We start from the raw sequence: 22,876 nt of genomic DNA, 5'->3' as shown, positions 1-22,876 counted from the left end.
TCCGAGGCTAATGCGGGTCAACCCCCAGAAGTCGCCGCGCTTCAGCGGCAACGTACAGTGAGCCGCTCACCACCACGATCCCGTCGGAACCGGCCCGTTCACAGGCGGCTTGCACAGCTTCCGAAACAGTGGCCGTGCTGATGATCTCGGGCGGGCGCCAGCGGCCTCTGGTCTGCCTGTCAGCACCCAGAACAGTCTCGACGGCCGCTGCTATCTCCGCAGACGGCAGTGCGCGGGGCCAGTGGGCTGCGGTGGCTACCACTGCGTCGAACTGGCCGAGGCCGAGTGCTTCGCAGAATGCGGCGGGATCGTGCGGCCGGTTCGCCCCGATGACCAGCACCCTGGCGCTGTCGGCCCCGTCCGAATCGACCAGGAGCGACTCCGCCAGCGTGTCGCGCAATGCGACGGCACCGGCGGGATTGTGCGCCCCATCGATAACCACCGTCGGCTGCCGGGCGACGATCTCGAAGCGAGCTGGCAACGAGATGCCGTCCAGCGCAGCCGCTATGACGTCGTCGTCGAGAAGGCGACCGAAGAAGGCCTCCACTGAGGCGATGGCGGTGGCGACATTCGTTGCCTGGTGGGCGCCGTGGAGTGGCACGAAGAGGTCGGCGTGCTCGCCGAAGGGGGTGCGAACGGTCACGAGCTGGCCGCCGACTGCCAGCCGACGGTCCAGAACGTCCCAGTCAACGCCGTTCCGCCACAACTCGGCATCTGCCTGTGTGGCTGCGGCGGCCACGATGTCGGTGAGCTCGGGAGCCGTCTCGCCGCAGACGACGGTCGCCCCGGCGGAGATGATCCCTGCCTTCTCCTGGGCCACGTCTGCCAGCGTGGGCCCGATGATCTCGAGATGGTCGGCACCCACATTGGTAATGACCGCCACCGCGGCGTCCACCACGTTGGTCGCATCCCAGCGCCCGCCCATGCCCACCTCGATCACGTTGACATGGGCCGCGGACGCAAACCAGTTGTACGCGGCCGCGGCCATCACCTCGAAGTAGTTCGGCCGTTCGCCGCAGCGCTCGATCACCATCGGCTCGAAGACGGCGACCTCGCTGATCGCCATCGTGAACGAGTCGTCGTCGAGCGGCTCGTTGGCCACTGCGATCCTGTCGTTGACACGATTGATGTGCGGCGAGGTGTAGCTGCCCGCAGCGAGGCCGCACGCCCCGAGCAGTGCTACGGCCAGCCGTGCTGTGCTGCCCTTGCCGTTGGTTCCGGTGATGTGAATCGCCGGCACGCTGTCCTGCGGGTCGCCCAGGACACCCATGAGCGTCCACATGCGGTCCAGCGTGGGCGGCGTCGCCTCGGGGCTGCCGAGCAGACGCTCGAGGTCGATGTGGGAGTCCAACCAGTCGACAGCGGCCTCGTAGTCGCGTAGCGGGCCAGCTGCTGATGCTGGCGGCCCAGTGTCTGGCGGCCCCGGGTTCAAGATGCGCGGCGCGTCACGGTCGAACGGGGCACCAGCGTCGGGTTCACCTTGTCCAGCACCACATTCCGGTCGACGATGCAGCGAGCCACGTCGTCACGGCTCGGCAGGTCGTACATCAACCCCAGCAGGACTTCTTCGAGGATCGCTCGAAGTCCCCTGGCGCCGGTGTTGCGCAGCATCGCCTGATCCACGATTGCCTCGAGTGCATCGGAGGTGAACTCGAGCTCAACATCGTCGAGTTCGAACATCCGGCGGTACTGGCGGACCAGCGCATTCTTCGGCTCGGTGAGGATGCGTCGCAATGCGTCGGGACCCAGCGGATCGACGACGCCCACCACCGGGAGCCTGCCGATGAACTCGGGTATCAGGCCGAAGTGCCGCAGGTCTTCGGGCAGCACGTCCGGCAGTATGTCGAGCGCAGAGCTGTCTGTAGCGTTGCGCAGCGTCGCACCGAAGCCGACGCCGCGCTCGCCGACACGGTCGGCGATGAGGCGCTCGAGCCCGTCGAACGCTCCCCCGCAGATGAACAGCACGTTGCTGGTGTCGATCTGCAAGAACTCCTGGTGCGGGTGCTTGCGGCCACCCTGCGGGGGCACCGATGCCACGGTGCCCTCCAGGATCTTGAGCAGCGCCTGCTGGACGCCCTCGCCCGAGACATCCCGGGTAATCGATGCGTTCTCGGCCTTGCGTGCGATCTTGTCGATCTCGTCGATATAGACGATCCCGGTTTCCGCGCGCTTCACGTCGAAGTCCGCTGCCTGCAACAGCTTCAGCAAGATGTTCTCGACGTCTTCACCCACGTAACCGGCCTCGGTGAGCGCCGTGGCATCGGCGATGGCGAACGGCACGTTGAGCATGCGCGCCAGCGTCTGCGCCATCATCGTCTTGCCGCAGCCGGTGGGGCCGATCAGCAGGATGTTCGACTTGGCGATCTCGACGTCTTCGGCGGCGCCCGGGCCGGACGGCTCAAGACGCATGCGCTTGTAGTGGTTATAGACAGCCACCGAGAGAATCGTCTTGGTCCTGTCCTGATCGATGATGTAGTCGTCGAGGAAGGCGAAAATCTCGCGGGGCTTGGGCACCGCCTCGAATGGCGTCTCGGTCGTCGTCTCGATCTCGTCGTCGATGATCTCGTTGCACAGGTCGATGCACTCGTCGCAGATATAGACGCCCGGACCCGCGATGAGCTTGCGCACCTGCTTCTGGGACTTGCCGCAGAACGAGCACTTGAGCAGTTCGCCGCCCTCGCCGAACTTCGCCACGCTGCACCTCCCTCCTGCGAATGAGCTTGCCGACTCTTGCACAGCTGTGCAACACCGAGGCGTGCACCCCAGTCGTCCGCCAAGGATGGCACAGCATGCGCGACAACACGTGATGCGTTGGGCCGCTGCAACGGCTGCACGACACGTCGCAACGAGGGGTTGCGCCTGACGCCGAACGGGGCTCCGCCAGCGCGCCGGTAGGCTCCGCGCTTCGTGAAGACGACGCTGACGCCGCTCGATCCAGCGGATTTCATCGGGCCTGCGCCAGTTACTCAACCCGATCCGTCCCAGCCCGACGACGTATCGGCGGGCGACGACACCGGGAGCCCAATCGCCGAGAATGCCGACGTCTCGGACGGCGAGGACAGCCCAGGCGAGAGCGAGGCCACGAGCGAGAGGTTCATCGGACCTCGCGTCAAGCTGACCGTCGAGGTTGACGCCGAGACATTCGACACCGACATCGAGGCCGCCTTCCGCAAGCTTGCTCGCGAAGTGCGCATTCCTGGTTTCCGTCCGGGCCGTGCACCGCGTCGCGTGCTGGAGTCGCACTTCGGATCTGAGATCGGCCGTGCTCAGGCGCTCGAAGAAGCGGTCCCCCGCTACTACGCAGAGGCGGTGCGTGACAACCACGTCGACGTGGTGAACCAGCCCGAGCTGGAGCTGACCCTCGACGGCAGCGACGGGCCGGTGGCGTTCGAAGCGACCGTCGAGGTCCGGCCGGCGGTGTCCGTCTCGGGCTACGAAGGCCTGCAGATCGAGATTCCCAGCCCAGTGCCGACCGACGAGGAGATAGACGCCCGTATTGACGAGACGCGCCGCCAGTTCGCCGATATCGCCGAGGTGGATCGTGCCGCTGCGCAAGGCGATCGCGTCACGATCGACATCGAGGGATCGGTGGAGGGGGAACCGCTTCCCGGGCTCGCGGCGCAGGACTATCTCTACGAGGTCGGCAGCGGCGGCATCGTTCCCGAGGTCGACGAGCATCTGACCGGCTGCGAGGCCGGCGCCGCCTTGTCGTTCAGCGCGCCGCATCCGGTTCAGCCAGAGATGGAGATCGACTTCGAGATCACTGTCAACACGGTGTCGGAGCTGGTGCTGCCCGAACTCACCGACGACTGGGTGGATGAGAACACCGAGCACGACAGCGTTGCCGAATTGCGCGAAGCCACCACCCGCCAACTGAGCTTCGGCCGCATCATGCAGGCCAACATGGTGCTGCGGGATGAGGCGCAGAAACAGATTGCGGACCTCGTGGAGGGACCAGTTCCCGACGCCATGATCAGCGGGGCGATCGCGGATCGCATGCAAGAGCTGGGCAGCGGGCTGCAGCAGCGAAACATGACGATCGAGGAGTGGTTGGAGGCAACCGGTCAGGAGCCGGCGTCGTTCATCGGGGAGCTGCGAGACGATGCTGAACGCGGCGTCCGTTTGGACTTGGCACTTCGCGCCGTGGCAGCGTCCGAAGCGCTGGAAGCCGACGACGATGACATCGACGGAGAGCTAGAGCGCATGGCGGCGACCGACGGCCGCAGCGCCGCCCAGCTGCGCGAGGTCATTGCCGAGACCGATGGGCTGGCACAGCTGACCTCGGCGATCTGCAAGAGCAAGGCGCTGCAATGGGCCATAGAAGCCGCCACACTCATCGGACCGGACGGCGACACCATCGAGCGTTCGGCGCTCGAACTGCCCACGGCTGACGATGCCGGGGGCGCCGACGACACCGACGACAATCTTGACGACACAGACTCTGACGACAGAGGGGACACACCGTGACAGCCGAGTTCTCCGTAAGTTCGCATGACGCTCGTCCTCAGGGGGACCACAGCATCGAGCGGTACCGCGCCACCAACTACCTGGTGCCCACCGTCGTGGAGCAGACCAATCGAGGCGAGCGCGCGTACGACCTGTATTCCCGGCTGCTCAAGGAGAACATCATCTTCTTGGGCACGCCCATTGACGACGTCGTCGCCAACTTGGTGTGCGCACAGATGATCCATCTCGAGTCGGAGAACCCCGACAAGGACATCAACATCTACATCAACTCGCCGGGCGGCGATATCAGCTCGCTGTTCGCCATCTACGACACCAGCCAGTACATCCGCAACGACATCACGACGATCTGCCTGGGTCAGGCGGCCTCGGCGGCGGCAGTGCTGCTGGCCGCGGGCACTCCGGGCAAGCGGATGGCACTGCCCAATGCGCGGGTGCTGCTGCACCAGCCCTACGGGCAGGCCATGGGTCAGGCGACCGACATCGAGCTGGCGGCCCGGGAGATCGACCGCATGCGTGAGCGGCTCGAGCGGATCATTGCGCACCACACCGGCCAAGATCTTGAGCGCATCCACACCGATACGGAGCGTGACTTCATCATGGACGCCGACGCAGCCAAGGAGTACGGGATCATCGACGAGGTGATCGCGAATCGCCAGGTGCTCGAAGACGGTCCAATCCGCGCCGCCTGACATCTGCCCCCGGCGCTGCGGGTCCTGTCGCCGAACACCCCGCAGTCCTCGCAAGCTGCGGGCTGCGGGGGCCCCGTTCGGCGCCACCCACAGCGCCTCGCCGGAGCGGCCGTGGCCTCGGCGACCGGTAGCGAGCGGACGACGGGAATCACTGAGCCCCCCGCAGCACACCATGTGCTGCCAGCATCATCAGCTTGGAAGGCTGAGGTTGTGGCGAGCGGACGACGGGAATCGAACCCGCATCATCAGCTTGGAAGGCTGAGGTTCTGGCCATTGAACTACGTCCGCGGCGACGGCCGAGGGTAGCGGTGCGTGCTGGACAGGCCTGTACTGATTTCAGTCGAGGTTGAATGGCAGCGTTGTCGTGGTGGCAGCTCGGTTGGCGCCGTCGAGGCTGACCCGCAGCTCGGTGCCGGGTTCGAACCACGGCGGGTCCAGCAGCGCGAGGCCGATATTGGCGTCGAAGCGCGGGGATCGTGCGAGGGCTCGCAGCGTGCCGACCGGGTGGCCGTCGGGGCTCTGAACCGAGCGGGGCGACCGCAGGGGCGACGGCGCGTCGCCGTCGATCACCAGCCCGACGAGACGCCGCTGGCTTCCCGATGCCCGCCGGGCGCGCAGCGCCGCCTTGCCAATGAAGTCGTGACTGGTCGAGGCTTCCGGGCCATCGTCGTCACCGCTCAGGCTGACGAAGCGACCGATACCGGCCTCGTCGGGGTCGGTCTCGGGATCGGTGTCGCCGCCGAAGGACAGCAGGAAGCTCTCGATGCGCTCGGGATTGTTCGGCGCGCCGACCCCCAACCCGAAGGGCTGGCCGGCCTCCCACAGCAGGTCCCAGAGCTGCTCGCCCTTGGTGCTGTCCATCAAGAAGAGCTCGAACCCGCCCTGGCCCGACCAGCCCGAACGGCACACCACCATGGGAATGTCGCCATGATCATGGCGGGCGAAGCTGAAAAAGCGCAGTTCGCGTGCCCATTCCCCCAGAGCGGCGGCGACCACATCGGCGGCACGGGGGCCTTGAATCGCCAGCGGCCAGACATCGGGCTCGGTCACTTCGACGTCGTACCCGCCTTCGCCCGCGACGGCTCGTGCCCACAGCAACACGTCGCTGTCGGCAATCGAGAGCCAGAACGTCGTCTCGTCAATGCGCAGCGCCATCGGGTCGTTCACCAAGCGGCCGTCGTGATCGCACATCGGCGCATAGCGGGCCACGCCTACCGGCAGGTCGCGCAAGTCGCGGGCACAGAGGTAGGTGACCAAGCGGTGGGCATCCGCCCCCGTGATCTGCACCTGCCGCTCGCAGCCCACGTCCCAGATCGCCGCCGCCTGGGTGAGCGCCCGGTACTCCGCCGAGGGATCGTCGGTGCCGATCGGCAGGACGGTGTGGTTGTACACCATCGCCTTCGTCATGCCCGCCGCTACGGCGCGGTCGGTGAACGGCGTGACTCTGGTCCGGGGACCGACGATCAACTCCACCTGATCGGCTTCACCTGATCAGGTTCATCGGACAGTTGCTGCTCCGTGCGCAGGACAGGCGGGGCCGCCTAGCGGGGCGGAAAGGCCTGCAGGTGGCCTTCGTCACGGAATACCTCGAAGAACTCCGGCGTATATGCCGATTCCGGATCGGCTCGCACTCGCTCATCAATCCGGTAGGCGTCATCGCCGACCAGGATCCGCCACCGGCCCACCAGCACGTCCGACAGGATGATTTCGGCCGCCTGCGCCGCTGAGGTGGGCGCATCGTCGCGGAATCGGGTGTTGCGGTCCCTGACCAGTGCTTCGACGTCCTCGTCGCTGAACGCATCGAGGTCGACCCCGCGAGCTGCCATGTTCTTGCGGATGAGGGGCACATCGACGCCATGGACGGAGAAGCTGTTGAGCGCAATCGAGGTGCCGATGTGCCCGGGCATCACCACGTGAGCGCTGACGTGGGGAGCGTGAATCTCGAGGTCTTGCATCAGTGCCTCCGTGAAGCCCTTCACGGCGAACTTGGCTGCGCAGTACGACGTGTGCGGCGCGCCGGGACCGACGGTCGCCCAAAAGCCGTTGATGCTGCTGGTATTGACCATCGCCCCCGCGTCTGAGCGCACGAGCATGTCCATGAAGGCGCGAGCGCAATTGAGCACGCCGTTCCAGCACACTGCGAAGGTCGTGTCCCAGGCGGCGCGTTGGTCGTCGATGACGAAGCTGCCGCCGCCGCCGACGCCGGCGTTGTTGAACAGCAGGTTGATGTGGTCGGTGTCGTGCGACGCTGCCACTTCGGCGGCGAATGCCGCAACCGCGTCGGCGTCCGTCACATCGCAATCGTGCGTGGTGATGCGCACACCGCTTGAGCCGCCGGTCGCCAACTCGGCGGTTCGTGCCAGTTCTTCGGCATTCAGGTCGCACGCAGCGACATGGCACCCGGCAGCGGCGAGCTGGCGAACCAGCTCACGGCCCATGCCAGTCCCGCCGCCGGTCACCACGGCGATGCGTCCCGCAAGATCAGTTACTGCCATAGCTCAACCCCCTGATTGTTCTTGGTCCGGTCCCTCGGCGAACATCGCCGCTGCTGCGGCTTCCATGTCCTCTGGGCTCACATCTCGCATATGGGTCGCTATAGACCACTTATGCCCGAATGGGTCGCGAATGCTGCCGAAGCGGTCACCCCAGAACATGTCCTCGGGCGGCATGAGCACTTCCGCGCCCATCGTCACCGCCTTCTCGATAGTCGCGTCACAGTCGGCGACATAACGGTGCAGCGTGACGGTCGAGCCATTCAGCGCGGAAGGCGCAGATGCTTCACCGCCCCACTCGGGGAAGTCGTCAGCTAGGAATAGCAAGCCGTCGCCGAGCACCAACTCGGCGTGCATCACCTTGTTGCCTCCCGGCGCCATCTGGCGGTTGGTCTCTTGGGCGCCGAAGGCTGCCGCGTACCACTCGATGGCGTCGGCAGCGCCGCCCGGCGATCCGTCGGTGCGAGCCCCGATGGTCATGTAGGGCACGACGAATGGCCGGTCTGCAGGGATGGGATTGACATCACTCATGGGCGCGGACTCTAGCCACGGCCCGCTGACCGCGATACCGCCGGCCAAGCGTTCCCGCTCACCCTGCAAGGCTGCGAAAATCAGGGCTTATTGGAGATGGACATTCAGCACGCTCGCCCAATACTGAGCGCTGCCGGCAAGGAGGACTCCCATGAGGCAGGTCGACCACTGGATTGGAGGCCGGCGCACGCAGGGCTCGCCGAAGACGATGTTCGAGGTGACCGACCCGGTCGCTGGCAGCGTCGTCGCCACGGTCCCGATGGCCTCGCCCGGTGATGTAGATGACGCGGTGGGTGCAGCGCGTACGGCCTGGGCGGGGTGGCGGGAGGCGTCGCTCTCGTCCCGTGCAGCAGTCATGTTCGCGTTCCGCGAACTGCTCGAAGAGCACCGCCTGGAGCTGGCCGAGATGGTTTCGGCTGAGCACGGCAAGGTACGGGAAGATGCGCTGGGCGAGATGCGGCGCGGCATCGAGGTGGTCGAGTTCGCCTGCGGCGTCGGTCAGCTGCTGAAGGGCGAGCGCACCGACGACATCAGCACCGAGCACGACGCCTACACGGTTCGCCAGCCGGTCGGCGTGGTCGCCGGCATCACGCCGTTCAACTTCCCGGCGATGGTGCCGATGTGGATGTACCCGGTGGCCATCGCCTGCGGCAACTGCTTCGTGCTGAAGCCATCCGAGAAAGACCCATCGGTGGCGGTACGGATCGGCGAGCTGTTTGCCGAAGCGGGATTGCCCGACGGGGTCTTCAACGTGTTGCACGGCGATGCCGATGCCGTGAATGGCTTGTGCGAGCACCCGGGGATTGACGCGGTGAGCTTCGTGGGCTCGACGCCGATCGCCCGCCACGTGCACCGAACGGCATCAATGGCCGGCAAGCGGGTGCAGGCACTCGGCGGCGCCAAGAATCACATGATCGTGCTGCCCGACGCCGACATCGGTCAGGCTGCGGACGCCGCAGTGTCGGCCGGGTACGGCTCGGCCGGCGAGCGCTGCATGGCAATCTCGGTGGTGGTGGCGGTGGGCGCCATCGCCGACGACTTGTCGAATGCGATCTGCGATCGGATCGACGCACTGCGTATCGGCCCGGGCCTCGGGGCGGAGTCGGTGGACATGGGCCCGCTGGTGACCGCCGAGCACCGCGACCGGGTGCTCAGCTATATCGACTTGGGCGAATCCGAAGGCGCCGTGGTGCAGCGTGACGGCCGTGAGCTGGTAGTGGACGGCCATCCTGACGGCTACTGGGTGGGCCCGACGCTGCTCGACGAGGTGATGGCGTACCACTCGTTCGGCGGCTGGAAGGACTCGCTGTTCGGCGACCACCACATGCACGGCCCCGAGGGCATTCGCTTCTACACCCGGCTGAAGGCAGTCACCGAGCACTGGCCAGACCCCGCCGACCGCGGTGTCGACCTGGGCTTCCCCACCGCCCGTTGAGCCTCGTGGCGCAACAGGCACTTAGGTTGACCTGCGGGTTCGGGGTGCCATTCAGGAATTCTCTACATTTTTTCGCGAATAGGTACACATTTTCGGGGCCTCAGATTGCCCCGAAAGGGCGCTGATCGTCGCGGTTGTGGCGGGCGGAGATACATCCGCAGCATGTACGCATGGTGCGAGGCGCACGGCTTCAAGTGTTTGTCCTCGACTGGGAGTCCTTGCCGGACAAGTGCGTGGGACACTGGCGGCATGACAGACGAGACCAGACAGCACGGCGAGCGAGTGCGTCATCTCCGTTCAGCGCTCGCGGGACTTGGCGATATACGAGCGAGCGTGCTCGCACCGTTCGACTTCGACAACATCGCAGTCGATTGGGTGGACTGCGCAATCGACCGCTTCGACTACAAGAGCGACTTCGGCGGCTACCGAGTCACCTTCACCGTCATGCATGACAAGCTCCCACCGGACGTGCGGAGCGCCCTTCACGAGCTGCAGGGGTCTGAGACGTAGCGAGTTCGAGCCTGAGCTGCTCGAAGCAGGTGCTGCCGATAATGGATGACGGCGCAGCGATGTCACACAGCATCTGTCTCGCACCGACGGACAGGTTGACAGCACGTTCAGCGTGACGTTGCTGACTGGTGCAGTCGCGCGCTCCGCTCGTCGTCCTGGACAGCGCGACAGCACCGGACGCCGCAAAACCGCCGTGTGTTCGGGGGTTTCGGCAGACGCGAATCACTTCAGTGAAACTCCGACCTGTTCACAGGCTCAGTGTGTCCATAATCGACACATGGACATCGCTGTGTCGAATCTCAGGCATCTCGACGTGCGTAGCTCGCTGGTGGATGCCGCCGCGATGACGTCTCAGTGGGACGCCGTGACGGGTTCGAAGGTCGGCGCGCTTCAGTCTGCGCTGACTTTCGGCGCTGTCGAGTCCGCGCTCGGGCGATTGCAGCACTCGAATCTCTCGTCGGCACTCGGAGCGTGGCGGAGCGATCTGGGGCGGTTGCCGAGTCTGACGCTCGGTCTCGACGAGCGAGTGCTTCGAGGTCCCAGCACGTACGTCGAGCACATCCAGAGCAAGTTTGATGCCCTCGGGCGATTGAGCACGTTCACGCTTCCGAGTGTCGATCCCACAGGCATCTTGGACTCGGAGCACGTAGCTGAACTGATCACGCGCGGCTGGTGTGTTCCCTTGCACGCGAGTGAGGAAGAGGCACGTGCGATCGCCGAGCAGTTCACACATGATGAAGCACGTGCTCATGAGCGGATGTGCCAACTGATTCGAGATCACATCGACAGCATCGAGACCGAGGTCGCGCAGGAGTGCCCGCATCGGCAATCCATCCTGCGTGATGCGTTCGCGGCACATCGGGACGGGACGTTCAACCTCTCAGTACCGATCTTTCTTGCGCAGAGCGACGGCATCTGGCATGAACGCTGCGGGCACAACCTGTTTGGAGGAAATATCCACGATGTCATCGCAGCTGCGCAAGGCGGACGAGCCAAAGGTGGCATCATCGAACGCCTGCTGCAAGCGTTGACCAACGCAGAATGGAAGCTCCGACAGCCAAGAAAGAAACGCCCCGCGGGCTTCTCCGACCTCAACCGACATCGAGTCCTGCACGGCGAGGCAACAGACTACGGCACCGAAATCAACAGCCTCCAAGCCATCGCCCTGCTCCATTTCAGCAGCGCCATACTGAGATCACACAAAAACTGATCGCTCCGAGAAGTAAGCCTTCAACGGCCGTTCACCGCAAGGGACAGCAGCTTCGCTGGATCTTCCGGCAGGGTCCCTGACATGGTGCCGTTAGGCAATTTGGGTTCCCATTCATCGGCACATCCCTACGTCATTTCGAGATCGAGCGGGTAGGACTCGATCTGTCTGGTGTTCCAGGAGTAGTAAGCCTGACGGAAGTCGAACTCCGTGCGACCGGCTGCCTGGCACTTTCGTCTGATCAGGTCGATGATGGCGATCTTGTTCTCATCCGTTGTGTTGATGCCGAAGATGATGCCTCGGAGCGCCGAGAAGCTGTACGAGAGCAATCGTTCTTCCCTCGACAGTGCGTCGCCCATCGAGCTGTAGTGGGCGATCCGATGTTCCTGTTCGTAAGCCCATTCAGTCGTCTTGGTGCAGATGTCTCGACGATACTCTGACCAGAGAGTTTCCCTCCAGTCATCTAACGAAGCGTCAAGAGCGATGTGTGAAGCGACGGAGGACAAGTTGCCTTCGTCATCCGTGTACCAGATTGCGCGCAGTGAGCGTTCGGGAAGTTGGCTGATCCGGGCGAAGAAATCCACTTCTGGCAAACGCTCGACATACTGCACCCGGGTTAGTTCCTTGCGCAGTGCGATGCTTGAGTCTCGAATCTCAGGTTCAACGCTGCGATCGCCTACAGCGTCTTCGTGAAGGGTAAGGTACTGACCCGACTCATCATTGGATATTTCGAAAACGAAACAGACTCCCTCGTGCTTGTCGGCGTAGTTGCCCCATTGAGCGGTATTTGAATAGCTCTCAGTGAAACAGGCTGTATACCAAATGGGACCAGTTGCTCGCGCCAACTGCTGAACGTATGCCCTAGGGAAATCTAAGACCAGTAGGTCACGGTTGTGCTCAGCAATACTTTTTTCCGATCTCGGTTCGGACAGTTTGACATTAAGGCGCATCCTTCGCATGAGTTGGCATTGCGCCTCCAAAATCTCCGAGAGAGCGTCTTCCTCCTGCCTTGCCTCCTGAAGCCGATCAAGGTACGCGTGGAGATTGATCGCCGGTGATGGAGGCAAGATGCCGGGTGCCTCTGCAGGGTCCATCAGTCCAAGATCGACATGCGACTGTTTGGCTGCGGCTAGAACGTGCACGTGAATGCACGTATAGTAGAATTCAAGCTCGTCTGCATTGATGTCGCGCCCCATCTGTGCAAGATGTTCGGCGAACTCGACAATTGGCAATACTCGATTCGTCTCGTGCCAAACATAGTTGACGAGTTCTTTGATGCCTGCAGTCGGGGGACTGTCCCATCTTCCATTGATAGCGATATCAGCAGGTGTGACGCGATCGGTTTCTTCGGTCAGTCGTAGCAGGAAGTAGAAGTTGTGAACACAATTCACGTAATGCCGGAACAAGTTGGTCCATGCGATCGCATCGCCTCGCCACACAAAACCGCGTGCCGTCTCCATAGGATCATTGAGGGCTGACGGCTCTGCGAAAAAGATCGTCTGCGTTTCAAGCTCTCGATAAGTCCCAAGAATCTGCTCGCAGGACCGAAAGCGGTAAATCTCATCCATCGTTGACCAGACTGAGGTAGTTCGATTAGGTGGACACTTCGATGGTCGGATCGGAGCGGACTCGGCATCGCTGCGATGCGACCTGACTCAATTGCTCATGGAGACTTCATGTCTGTCGTGAGTCCGTCAAGAGCTTCGCGCAACGTAACGATGGTGCGACGAAGCGCAACATGATTCCAGTACGACCAGTCGTTCGTAGGTGGTTCGTGAGGCGCGCCGTGTGCGCGTGCCTTTTCTCGGATCGCTTCCAGGTGCTCCAAAGCATCAATCGACCATGCCTGAAGCGCCCTGACGATATTCGCCGCATCACTGCTCTCGTCCATGTGGACACCCTATTCGGAGGTGCCGTCAGATCTGCGTCATTACGTTCACAGTCTCAGACCTGCCCTTCGGCGTGTGCGGCTGCACAGTGTGCTTCATTGCTGGGCCGAATTCATGAGCCAACGCCCGCCCTTAAGCCACTCCGCTCAACAGCGCGCCTAAGCGATCCGCGCGTTGCGCGATACAGCGCGCGACCATTGCTGAACAGCGGCTCGCGAAGCGCTTTCGAGTTTCGCCGCCGACCCGAACAGGATGCGGCGCAACGCTCGCCGCCGAGCTGCTTGTCAGGGCAGGAATCGGTCGGGGGACAGTAGGGCTGTTCGCCGGAGGTTGTGCGATCCGAGGGGGTTAAGAATCTGACGGATTGCCTTCGTCCTCTTCGTCTAGCTCGGGGTGAGCGTGCATGACCTCGGCGAACAAGTTGTGGCGGCGCGCCTTGTCGTCCAACTCCAGGATGGAGTCCAGGCTGTTGGTAGAGAAATCCGGTAGCTCGCCTAGCCACCATCTCGGATCAGGTTCAAGTTCGAAACTGATCATGCGTCGACGCCTGAAGTATCTCTTGTATGACACCCTGCCCTTGAGGGTTCCCAGATGGGTCTCGCTCCGGTAGATCGAGCCTTCTCCTAGCCGTTCACGTAGTTCTTCGTCTTGAGTGTGACGGACATGAACGTTGCTGAGATACAGGTACCGCGCTCGGTTCGGAATGAGTGTGTCATATCTCAGATTCTCCGACATTTCAGCAGCTGCTGTGGGGTGGTTCACGAATGCGGTGCTCAAGTCCTCGAACTCGAATTCGACGCCGGATGCTGCTGAGCCGCCGATGTTCATAATCTCCAGAACGGCATGCCAACCGTCGAAGCATTGGATGTAACGGACATTGAGAACCAAGACTGGACGCCAGCGCACGTATTCGATGCCAACTAGCACCGTGGTTGCCGCAAGCAATCCGATCGTCGAGATGATCTGAGCCGTATCCATCGCGGCTACTCGCCAAGATGCACTGGTGGCATCCCGTCGGACACCCCTGACGAATCTGCCATATGGGCAGCCTCAGCGTTTGCCCCCGATGCCTCCGACGGATTCAGCGGACCCGTTCGGTTTATCATGACGCGTTCTCCGGCGGCAGCCAGTCGGAGACGAGAACACCGCAGAACCGCGCATGCTCCGCAAGCCGAGTGATGTGAAATGACCAGCCGGAATCGGCGAGCGATATGACTTCCCCGACTGTTCCTGCTGGAAGCTCGACACCGCTCGCTGCAGACTGCGAGTTGCTCGACCTGCCGTGACCGTATCGTGCAATCAGCTCAGAGTCGGCGAGGCCTGCGAGCATCGATCTCGCTTCTTCGGCACTGTTCACTTTGCCTGACCGGAATTCGCGCTTAAGGCGTCTCAGCTCGGCTTTCGCTTCATTCGCCTTCGCCCACATTGCGCCGATCGTCTCGATCTGCCGCGGGGTCATCTCGCAGTATCTGCAGTCGTCGATCGGGCACCACTCGCCTCGCACGACGCGCACCGTTTCGTCGCGCATCGGTTGGAATGTCTGTTCAGTGCTCGCGGTGGCGTCAAGCACCGCGAGTATCCGCTCAGAATCGGAGTCTGCTTCTACCCACAGGACATGACCAACGGTGTATTGATGGCGGTGGACAATGTCGTTGACCCGAAGCTGCGAAGCTGGCTTGTTTACCCACAGCAGCTCTGCGACCTCGCGCCTGACGGTCTCGCTGCGGTTCTTCCGCACCACTCGCAGCATGTACTCGATCAGATCCGGATGCCTGTCGTACCATCGGAACAGCGTGATCCCCAGGGCAGGCAGCGAAAGACCATTGCGGCGAGAAACGAAATCGGCTCGCGCATGTCGCCGCGTGCGCCGGGAGGCGAACACGAAGCGCCTCACGTAGTTGAACGCTCGCACGACACGACGAACACCGCTCGCGAGACCTCGACGGACGGCAGAAAGCTTGCCGACAACCAGCGAGACAGATGCGGTGACGACAGCCGTCACGATGACCGCCAGCAGAGCGCCGAGATCCATGGCGAGAAGTCTCGCGTGACCGATCTCGAATACCGCGGATCGCGGCGATCTCCGTCTAGGTCAACGACAACTGCGGCCGTTGCCGAACCTCGCAGCTCTGACGGCGCTGCTCCTCAGCACGGCTAGCCGAACCTCAGCCAGCTTGCGAGCATCGTCACTGCCGGTCTGGGTGCGCGGATCACGCCGGATGTCCCGATGTCACGTCTGCGGCGCGGAAGGCACAGCGCCGGCGATCGGAGAGGCGGCTTGGTTGTGCAATCTTCGATCAAGGTTGTGACCATTTCAGCTTGTAGTCCTTGCTTACCGAGAATTGACCGTTAGTCTGATCATTCAAGGCAGTGAGGAAGCCTTGACCTCGATATCGGACTGAGTCATAGACTTGCTGACTCTCGTTGTAGGCACGCACGAACCTGCGTGCCCTCCTTGGGGTCCAGTGTCGATACATCGGCAAGACGTCCCGTAGCAGGACGTCTGCTGCCTTGTAGTTCAGGCAGTTCTTTGTTGCGTTCAGAATCGTTCTGAAGCAAGGGGATGCCAGATCGTCACTCTCGAATGCGTACTCAACTAGGGCTTTAGCCCATTTTCCGGCTGAATCATTGCCCCGCAGAGCTTGGACATCGCTCATGAAACCGTATGGTGAAACGTCCATTCGAATTGGAATGACCGGCACGCTGGAAGATATCGCATAGCCAACTTCTTGATCGGTCCATTTGCTTTTGCGAAAATCCTTCGTAAGCAGCGCAACGAGAACATGCATGCTCCCGAGCGCATCAAGCATCTCGTCCTGCCAATGGCTCGTCGGCTTGATGTCCTCATGGGCAACGAACGCATGTGCGCCGAGGCTCTCCAGTTCCTCCTTCAGCGCAGCGGCTGTCACTTTGTCAACATGGCTGTGGCTGATGAAGAACCGGAGTCCCGGTCCACCCCACAGCGCTATCTTGGTTCGAGGCATACTGCAGCTCCCTCAGCAGCTGGTTGCGCTCGAAGTAGGATATCCGCCGGTCACAGCAATGGACACTTGGACGACAATCGGAACCACAGCAGCGTATGCATGCGCTCGTTGCACGCAACGCAGTCGAATGAGCATCAAGCAAATGCTGTGAGCCTCGCGAAATACCGAGCTATGGAACCGCGTTTCCACCAGCTGTTCAGGGTCACGATCCCGAATTCGTGGTCTCCGATACATATGCAGCCTTCAGGCGTTCCGTATGCTGCGTTCGCGTCGTCGAGCACAGCAGTGTTGTCATTCATGTATACGGTGAAGCGCAGTTCCGCTGAGCGCTGATCCAGCGTTGAGTAGCCCAGCATTGAATCACCGAGACGGCTACATCGGTACAGCGCAATCGTCATGCGGTCCGCTAGGACAATCAGACCATCGTGGCGGCTGGTGAATGTTCGAGGCATATCGGCATCAGTCCCGAAGGTCATCGACAGGCGGCTCATCTTGCTTCCTTGCGGATTCGAAGCCGATTGCCGATACGCGTCTTGGCATCGGCGAACCAACGCCGGGCACGCTCTACGCGATACCGGCGACGGTCGTGCTTGTACACCATGAACTGCAAAACGTCTTGAACATTGCGACTCAGTTGCTGCACCTCATCGACAAGTTTGCTCGGCGATTCGAGATCAACGAGGGTGTCAGTGTAGGCACCCAGATCTATTGTGAAGGTGCGTTTCTTAGTTCGGACCGGCAGCTTGTCGAGCAGCCATACTCGATGGCTCGTGATGACCAGATATGGTTCTTTGTCGATTACTTGATGCCCGGGTCCCACAAAATAGACGACTTCCTGCTTGGCGTGGAATTCGGGAAATCTCGTGTCCAGTACAGGGGCATCTGGTTCCCTGCCCACATTGAGCATCGAGCAATGGATATCCGGATCGCGCGCTGTAGCACGTCCCTGATTGCTGATCTCAAATGTGACAAGACCGGCGTCGAACCTAGGGCGCACAACAATGTTAGGGCGATTGACGATGTACCAGTAGGTCACGGGCAGCACGATGCCGCTGACGGTAAGAACAATCAGCGTGAGCCATCCTAAAGCAGTCGTCGCCCAGAAAGACTGCTCTTCCGGCACAATGGAAGCATCCGCTAACGCTAGATACAAACTAGATGTCGTGGACATAGAGGTTGGTAGCAGAATGATGGGTTGAGCCTCCTGTGCGAGCGTGGTGTTGGCGGGAACAACCACGACGACAGGAGGCTCGATGTCTCACCCTAGTGCTCGCTTGACGCCCGCTGCGCGGCTGTTGGTGGAGCGGATCGAGGCTGGAACGACTCAGTCCGAGGTGGCCCGCCAGATGGGCCTGTCCCGTGGGACGGTGGCGAAGTGGTGGCACCGCTACCAAGCCGAGGGCGAGGCGGGGCTGGTTGATCGGTCCAGCCGGCCGCAACGATCCCCCAGGCGCACGGCGGCGAAGACCGAGGAGCGGATCTGCCGGCTGCGGCGCAGCACCAAGCGGGGCCCGGTGTTCTTGGCGGCTCGCACCGGGGTGCCCCCCTCGACGATCTGGCGGGTCCTCAAGCGTCACGGTCTGAACAGGCTCAGCTGGATGGACCGTCCCGCCGGACGGGTGATCCGCCGCTACGAGCGCACTGCTGCGGGCGAGCTGGTTCATCTCGACGTCAAGAAGGTCGGCAGAGTCCCGCCCGGCGGCGGCTGGCGGGTCCACGGCCGTGGGTCGGCGAGGGCCAAGCAGCGGCGGCGGCGCAAGCGCCGCGGCTACACGTTCATCCATGTGGCGATCGACGACTACTCCCGGGTCGCGTCCCTCGAAGCGCTCGACGACGAGAAAGCCGACACGCTGTGCGGGTTCTGGCGGCGAGCCCAGGACTGGTTCTGGTCCAACGACCTCGCCGTTGACGAGGTGCTCACCGACAACGGCCCCAACTTCTGCTCCGACGCGTTCTCCGATCTGCTCGCCGAGCGGCGGATCAAACACCGCCGCACCCGCCCCTGCCGGCCCCAGACCAACGGCAAGGCCGAGCGGTTCAACCGCACCCTGGCTGACGAGTTCCTCTATGCCCGGGTGTTCCGCTCGGAGTCCGACCGCAGGGTTCGCCTCGCCCGCTGGATCCACGACTACAACTGCCACCGACACCACACCGCAATCGGCGGCCCGCCCGCACCACGCGAACCGACAACTAGGAGCAATACGAGGGTGGCGACGTTAAGTCCTGTATCCGACAGCCATCCAATCAGTCCTTCATTCTTGCTGGACATCGAGTGAGCAGTAACTTGGGCCGCGGCGGCTGACACCAACATGTCGAGACCCTATTCCCGCTCGTCCGGTGTATGGCAACGCTTAGTCATAAGCTCGTGGTGTCTAGCGCGCACGGACGGCTGCGAAGATCTCGTTGAGGAGGCCGACTTCGACGATCTCGCCGAAGTCCTTGTTGTTGAGGCACTTGTTGACGAACTCGTCGTTGCCGGTGAGGCGCTGGAGCATCAGGCTTCTGAGGTGCTGACGTTCGGCGAGGATGAACTTGTCGAGGTCGTTGGCGTGCGCGGTGGCGCGCATGTCGTCGGCCTGGAGGGCGTCGTTCTGGACCTGTTCGAGGAAGAGGCGATCGCTCTCGTCGAAGTTGGTGCTGAACTGCTGGTTGAGCCGGTCGATGATCTGTGACAGCGGCTCCTTCTCCTCCTCGGCCTTGCCGGTGCCGACGTCGGTGGGGGGCGACACCGTTGTGTCGTCGCCATCGAGGCTGATCGCACCGCTCGACACCTTCTGGATGCGGTAGTACTCCAATTCGATGTCGCCGCCGAGATCGACGGGCTCAGGCTCATCGCCGATGTGCAGCCTGGGCAGCAGCATGCGGCCGAAGGAGTAGAGCCGCTCCAGCTCCCCGTCGGCGTACGGGATGATCTGGCTGAGGAACGCGTACAGCGGCACATAGGCGCTCAGCTGGTCCCGGAACTCGTGCTGTGCGTCCTCGTCGAGCGCCTCGAAGCGGTCGACCGCCTGTTGTAAAGCACCCTCCAAGAGGGCGTGATCGCTCGACTTCTTCTTGTGAGGCGGCAGGTAGAACACCGATGCAAACTCGTCCACCTCGGACTGCATGTAGACCTGCGCCTGGTCGAGATTGAAGGCGAGCTCATTCAGCTGGTACGGGTCGGACCGCTCGCTCAACTGCGTCACGCCGTAGTAGGGAGCGAACGCCGCAGCGATGTCGGTCGGCGAGTTCACGAAATCCAGCACGAACGGCGGTTGCTTGCCGGGTGCTGTCCGGTTGAGGCGCGACAGTGTCTGCACGGCATGCACGCCCGAGAGCGGTTTGTCGACGTACATGGCCTGCAGCAGCGGCTGGTCGAAGCCGGTTTGGTACTTCTCGGCGACCAGCAGCACCTGGTAGTCCGGCGAGGCGAACCGGGCGGGCAGCGCCGCTTCGCTGATCGGCGTGCCCGACACCACGTCGATGTTCATCTTCGGCTCGGTGTACTCGGCCCCGGTGTCGGGATCGACGACGGTGCCGCTGAACGCCACCAGCGGCCGCACATCGTCGTAGCCCTGCGCGTCGATGTAGTCGTTGAACGCGTTCATGTAGCGAACCGCGTGCAGCCGGGACGACGCCACCACCATCGCTTTGGCACGCCCGCCCATGCAGTGCTTCACCTGGTTGCGGAAGTGCTCGATGATGATTTCGGTCTTCTGGGACAGGTTGTGCTCATGCAGCTTGACGAACCGGGCGAGCTTGACGGCGGTCTTGCGCTTCGGGAAGTCAGGGTCCTCTTCGGCAGTGCTGACGAGCTTGAAGTAGGTGTCGTAGTCGGTGTAGTGGTCCAGCACGTGCAGGATGAATCCCTCTTCGATCGCCTGCCGCATGCTGTAGGTGTGGAACGGCACCGGCTTGCCCGCGGGGTCACCGGAGGAGGGGCGGCCAAAAAGCTCGATCGTCTTGCCCTTGGGCGTCGCCGTGAACGCGAAGAAGCTCAGATTCGGCTGCGGACCCCTTGACTCGACCACGGCATTGAGGCCGTCTTGCCAGTCCTCCAAGTCACCGCCACCGGCGAGCGCCCCTGCGCCGAGCAGTGACTTCATCTTGAGCGCTGTCTCACCGGTCTGGCTCGAATGCGCCTCGTCCGCGATGATCGCGTAGCGCCGCGATGCCAGTTGTTGCGCCATCGCAGCGGCCTGCTCACGCTCGGTCTCGCTGGCAGCATCGGGCGCAGCGGCACCTGCGATCCCGAGCAGCCTGTCCAGCACGAACGGGAACTTCTGCTGGGTCGTGACGATGATCTTCGTGCCGTCAACGAGCGCCCGGGCAAGCTGCTCCGAGTCTTCGTCGATGGCCTGCACCACGCCTTGGGTGTGCTCGATTTGGTAGATCGCGTTCTGCAGCTGCGCATCGAGCACCCGGCGATCAGTGATGACCAGCACGCAATCGAAGACCTTGTCGTCGTCGGTGGTGTGCAAGCTCGATAGGCGATGCGCCAGCCAGGAAATCGAATTCGTCTTGCCGCTGCCCGCCGAGTGCTGCACGAGATAGTTGCGGCCGGCGCCCTCGACGCGCGCCGCGCTCACCATCAGATTCACGGCATCGAGCTGGTGGTACCGAGGAAACACCAGTGTCTCGCTCACCTTCGTGCGATCACCCTTGGCGTCGACGATCTTCTCCTCGCGCCGCTCGGTGAACATGTACGAACCGATGATGTCCAGGAACCGATCCCGGTCGAGGACTTCCGTCCAGAAGTAGTCGGTGCGGTAACCCGAATTGACTGGGGGGTTGCCCTTGCCGCACTCCACCTGACCGGGGTGGCTGCCCCGGTTGAACGGCAAGAACCGTGTGTCGCCCTTCGCGAGCCGCGTCGTCATGTGCACTTCGTCGGGGTCCGCGGCGAAGTGCACCAAGGCCCGCTTGCCGAACCGGAACAGAGGTGCATTCAGGTCACGGTCCGTGCAGTACTGCTTGACGGCGTGCCGCCAGCTCTGACCCGTCATCGGGTTCTTCAGCTCACACGTTGCGATCGGCAGCCCGTTGAGCGCAAGCAACAGGTCAATCGTGTCGTTGTTGCCCGGATGGCAGCGAGCCTGCCGGGTCACGGTCAGCTCGTTGGCATCGAATTGCGCCAGTGCATCGGGGTTCAGGCCGTGGGCTGGCTTGAAGTACGCCAGCCGAAATGTCTTGCCGACGAACTTGAATCCGTGACGCAAGACCTCCAAGGTGCCCTTGTGGTCGAGTTCTTTGCCTAATCGCTCTAGGACGCGTGCCTCAAGCTCCGCTCCATGGATCGCCTCGGCCTCGGCCCAGAGCTTCGGCTGCGTCGACTGCAGGAAGGCCGTTATGCGATCCGGGAACAGCGCCTGGTCCACGTCCCACTCACGAGCGGGAACCGAGGTCCAGCTGGCCTGGCCGAGCAACGATTCCACTGTCGACTCGAATGCGTGCTCCGATGTCTGCACAGACATCATGCACCACCCTCGCCGCCAACCAGCGCCTCGTCGCGCACATCGATCTTGCCCGTCACCGCAGCCGAAATCACTGCCGATCGGTACTCCGACAACCGTTCGATAGACAATCGAGCCTTCGCCCGCAGGGCATCAATGTGGTCGGCGGCAGTGTCCAAGTACTCGGCGATTGCGATCTGTTCTGGATACGGCGGAAACGCGACCGGCGTGTCGAAGTAGGCGTCGGTATCAAGATTCTGAATGCCCGTCGTCTGCTTGATGGCGGGATAGTTGAGCTTGCCCGCGTACAGCGCCCGGTGGACGTATGTCCAATATGCAGGGTGTGCATTCTCGGCGAGCGCCACCCGACCAACGAAATTCGAGCACACTGCGGGTACGTCGTGGTCATAGAGAACGACGCAGCCAACGAGTTGCTTGGCACCGCCTCCCGACTTCTCCAGCAGCAAGTCGCCGACGCCCAGCATGCGGCCTTCACGGTGCGAAATTGATACGGAACGCAAAGTTGGATTCCGCAAAGAGACGCGGGCGGCAAGCCGATCGAAATCAGCCACCCGAACACACAGAAGATCGTCCACACCATCGGGCTCATCACCCCACACGCCACCGATGCAACCGGTAGTGGACCACTTGAGGCGAGCAATCTCCCAATGCGCTGGCACTTCGCCGAGCCACTCGACCCCGGAATCCCGTAGCTTCGGCTCCGGGTCCAATCCCACGGCCTTCGCTGCCTCCTTCGACAGCCCTGTTGTCACGGTTTGCATGATGAGCGCCGTCCGGTACTCGTCGAGCCGCTCGATCAGCGACTCCTGCATCAAGATCAGCTTGTCGATGCGCGCCGATTCGCAGTCGAGGTGTGCAGCAATCGCTCGCTGTTCGCCGAGTGGTGGATTTGGGAGGACCGCGCCTTCAACAGATCCGTTCGCTATTCCGTATCGAGTGACGCCAGTTGCCGAGACTTGAAGTTGCTTGTTCACCCCGTCCGACATGAGCGCCCAAAACAGGTAGGCGGCGCTGGCCTCGTCTCCAGGGCGAATGACACCCAGGTGATAGCCGCACACGAAGTCACCGGAGGACGCTTCAACCAACGCCGGCACCCCGATGTCTCGCCAGTCCTCTGAGTCCTTAGAGCGAGCGCCGATAGGTGGGTCATTGGGGTTGCCAGCGGTCGCGGTGGTCGATGAGTTTGATGACGATGATGAGCGTGACAGCGAGGGCGATC

At 62.6% G+C, this 22,876-nt stretch carries 19 protein-coding genes, 1 tRNA gene and 1 pseudogene; 6 read left to right on the top strand and 15 right to left on the bottom strand.

Annotated features, from left to right (window positions below):
* Positions 1-7: 7 nt before the first annotated feature.
* Positions 8-1,351 (bottom strand): bifunctional folylpolyglutamate synthase/dihydrofolate synthase, encoded by a 1,344-nt coding sequence (locus VI480_RS11825; RefSeq protein ID WP_323673051.1) that lies wholly within the window; start codon positions 1,349-1,351, stop codon positions 8-10.
* 77 nt (positions 1,352-1,428) lie between these two features.
* The gene (clpX, locus tag VI480_RS11820) at positions 1,429-2,694 is read right to left on the bottom strand and encodes an ATP-dependent Clp protease ATP-binding subunit ClpX (protein WP_323673050.1); all 1,266 of its coding nucleotides are present in this window, start codon (positions 2,692-2,694) and stop codon (positions 1,429-1,431) included.
* Between the two features lie 213 nt (positions 2,695-2,907).
* On the opposite strand from clpX, the gene tig reads away from it, so the two are divergent.
* Positions 2,908-4,467 carry a trigger factor gene (tig, locus tag VI480_RS11815; protein WP_323673049.1) on the top strand — a complete coding sequence of 520 codons (1,560 nt, stop codon included), beginning with the start codon at positions 2,908-2,910 and terminating at the stop codon, positions 4,465-4,467.
* Positions 4,468-4,520: 53 nt separating this feature from the next.
* Positions 4,521-5,156 (top strand): ATP-dependent Clp protease proteolytic subunit, encoded by a 636-nt coding sequence (locus VI480_RS11810; RefSeq protein WP_416246684.1) that lies wholly within the window; start codon positions 4,521-4,523, stop codon positions 5,154-5,156.
* Between the two features lie 216 nt (positions 5,157-5,372).
* Here the strand turns inward: VI480_RS11810 and VI480_RS11805 are convergent.
* The 4 genes from VI480_RS11805 to VI480_RS11790 form a co-directional block, all read right to left on the bottom strand.
* Positions 5,373-5,444, bottom strand: a tRNA-Gly gene (locus VI480_RS11805).
* 48 nt (positions 5,445-5,492) lie between these two features.
* Positions 5,493-6,629, bottom strand: coding sequence for a glycine cleavage T C-terminal barrel domain-containing protein (locus tag VI480_RS11800; RefSeq protein WP_323673047.1), 1,137 nt, complete (start codon positions 6,627-6,629; stop codon positions 5,493-5,495).
* A gap of 68 nt (positions 6,630-6,697) precedes the next feature.
* Positions 6,698-7,651: an SDR family NAD(P)-dependent oxidoreductase gene (locus tag VI480_RS11795; RefSeq protein WP_323673046.1), complete on the bottom strand. Its 954-nt coding sequence runs from the start codon at positions 7,649-7,651 to the stop codon at positions 6,698-6,700.
* A 3-nt stretch (positions 7,652-7,654) separates the two neighbouring features.
* Complete coding sequence (locus tag VI480_RS11790) at positions 7,655-8,179, bottom strand: VOC family protein (protein WP_323673045.1); 525 nt, start codon at positions 8,177-8,179, stop codon at positions 7,655-7,657.
* A gap of 151 nt (positions 8,180-8,330) precedes the next feature.
* Here VI480_RS11790 and mmsA point away from each other — a divergent pair, with 151 nt between their 5' ends.
* The 3 genes from mmsA to VI480_RS11775 all read left to right on the top strand — a co-directional run bounded on the left by mmsA (position 8,331) and on the right by VI480_RS11775 (position 11,334).
* Positions 8,331-9,614, top strand: a complete 1,284-nt coding sequence (gene mmsA, locus VI480_RS11785) for a CoA-acylating methylmalonate-semialdehyde dehydrogenase (protein ID WP_323673044.1) — start codon at positions 8,331-8,333, stop codon at positions 9,612-9,614.
* A 249-nt stretch (positions 9,615-9,863) separates the two neighbouring features.
* Positions 9,864-10,124, top strand: coding sequence for a hypothetical protein (locus VI480_RS11780; protein ID WP_323673043.1), 261 nt, complete (start codon positions 9,864-9,866; stop codon positions 10,122-10,124).
* A gap of 277 nt (positions 10,125-10,401) precedes the next feature.
* Positions 10,402-11,334 (top strand): hypothetical protein, encoded by a 933-nt coding sequence (locus VI480_RS11775; RefSeq protein ID WP_323673042.1) that lies wholly within the window; start codon positions 10,402-10,404, stop codon positions 11,332-11,334.
* 125 nt (positions 11,335-11,459) lie between these two features.
* Here the strand turns inward: VI480_RS11775 and VI480_RS11770 are convergent, their stop codons facing one another.
* From VI480_RS11770 to VI480_RS11740, 7 genes are all read right to left on the bottom strand, one after another.
* Positions 11,460-12,899, bottom strand: a complete 1,440-nt coding sequence (locus tag VI480_RS11770; protein WP_323673041.1) for a DUF2971 domain-containing protein — start codon at positions 12,897-12,899, stop codon at positions 11,460-11,462.
* Positions 12,900-12,994: 95 nt separating this feature from the next.
* Entirely contained in the window at positions 12,995-13,222 is a 228-nt protein-coding gene (locus VI480_RS11765; protein ID WP_323673040.1) for a hypothetical protein, read from the bottom strand.
* A gap of 346 nt (positions 13,223-13,568) precedes the next feature.
* The gene (locus VI480_RS11760) at positions 13,569-14,198 is read right to left on the bottom strand and encodes a hypothetical protein (protein ID WP_323673039.1); all 630 of its coding nucleotides are present in this window, start codon (positions 14,196-14,198) and stop codon (positions 13,569-13,571) included.
* A gap of 124 nt (positions 14,199-14,322) precedes the next feature.
* Positions 14,323-15,252 carry a hypothetical protein gene (locus VI480_RS11755; protein WP_323673038.1) on the bottom strand — a complete coding sequence of 310 codons (930 nt, stop codon included), beginning with the start codon at positions 15,250-15,252 and terminating at the stop codon, positions 14,323-14,325.
* 265 nt (positions 15,253-15,517) lie between these two features.
* Positions 15,518-16,204 carry a toll/interleukin-1 receptor domain-containing protein gene (locus VI480_RS11750; protein ID WP_323673037.1) on the bottom strand — a complete coding sequence of 229 codons (687 nt, stop codon included), beginning with the start codon at positions 16,202-16,204 and terminating at the stop codon, positions 15,518-15,520.
* A gap of 134 nt (positions 16,205-16,338) precedes the next feature.
* On the bottom strand, positions 16,339-16,695 hold the full coding sequence (locus VI480_RS11745; protein ID WP_323673036.1) for a hypothetical protein: 357 nt from the start codon (positions 16,693-16,695) through the stop codon (positions 16,339-16,341).
* A complete protein-coding gene (locus tag VI480_RS11740) occupies positions 16,692-17,441 on the bottom strand; it encodes a hypothetical protein (RefSeq protein WP_323673035.1) in 750 nt (249 codons plus the stop codon). The genes VI480_RS11745 and VI480_RS11740 overlap by 4 nt, the downstream gene beginning before the upstream one ends.
* 16 nt (positions 17,442-17,457) lie before the next feature.
* Here VI480_RS11740 and VI480_RS11735 point away from each other — a divergent pair, with 16 nt between their 5' ends.
* Positions 17,458-18,480: an IS481 family transposase gene (locus tag VI480_RS11735; RefSeq protein WP_416246683.1), complete on the top strand. Its 1,023-nt coding sequence runs from the start codon at positions 17,458-17,460 to the stop codon at positions 18,478-18,480.
* 96 nt (positions 18,481-18,576) lie between these two features.
* Here the strand turns inward: VI480_RS11735 and VI480_RS11730 are convergent, their stop codons facing one another.
* Together VI480_RS11730 and VI480_RS11725 are read right to left on the bottom strand one after the other, a co-directional pair.
* A complete protein-coding gene (locus VI480_RS11730) occupies positions 18,577-21,657 on the bottom strand; it encodes a type I restriction endonuclease subunit R (protein ID WP_323673034.1) in 3,081 nt (1,026 codons plus the stop codon).
* Positions 21,657-22,876, bottom strand: a pseudogene (locus VI480_RS11725) (restriction endonuclease subunit S); the annotation flags it as partial. The gene VI480_RS11730 and the pseudogene VI480_RS11725, both read right to left, overlap by 1 nt.

Source organism: Candidatus Poriferisodalis multihospitum, from assembly GCF_028283155.1.
GTDB lineage: Bacteria > Actinomycetota > Acidimicrobiia > Acidimicrobiales > Poriferisodalaceae > Poriferisodalis > Poriferisodalis multihospitum.
Note: the sequence above shows the minus strand (reverse complement) of the source record. Positions and strands in the feature narration are given on the sequence as shown.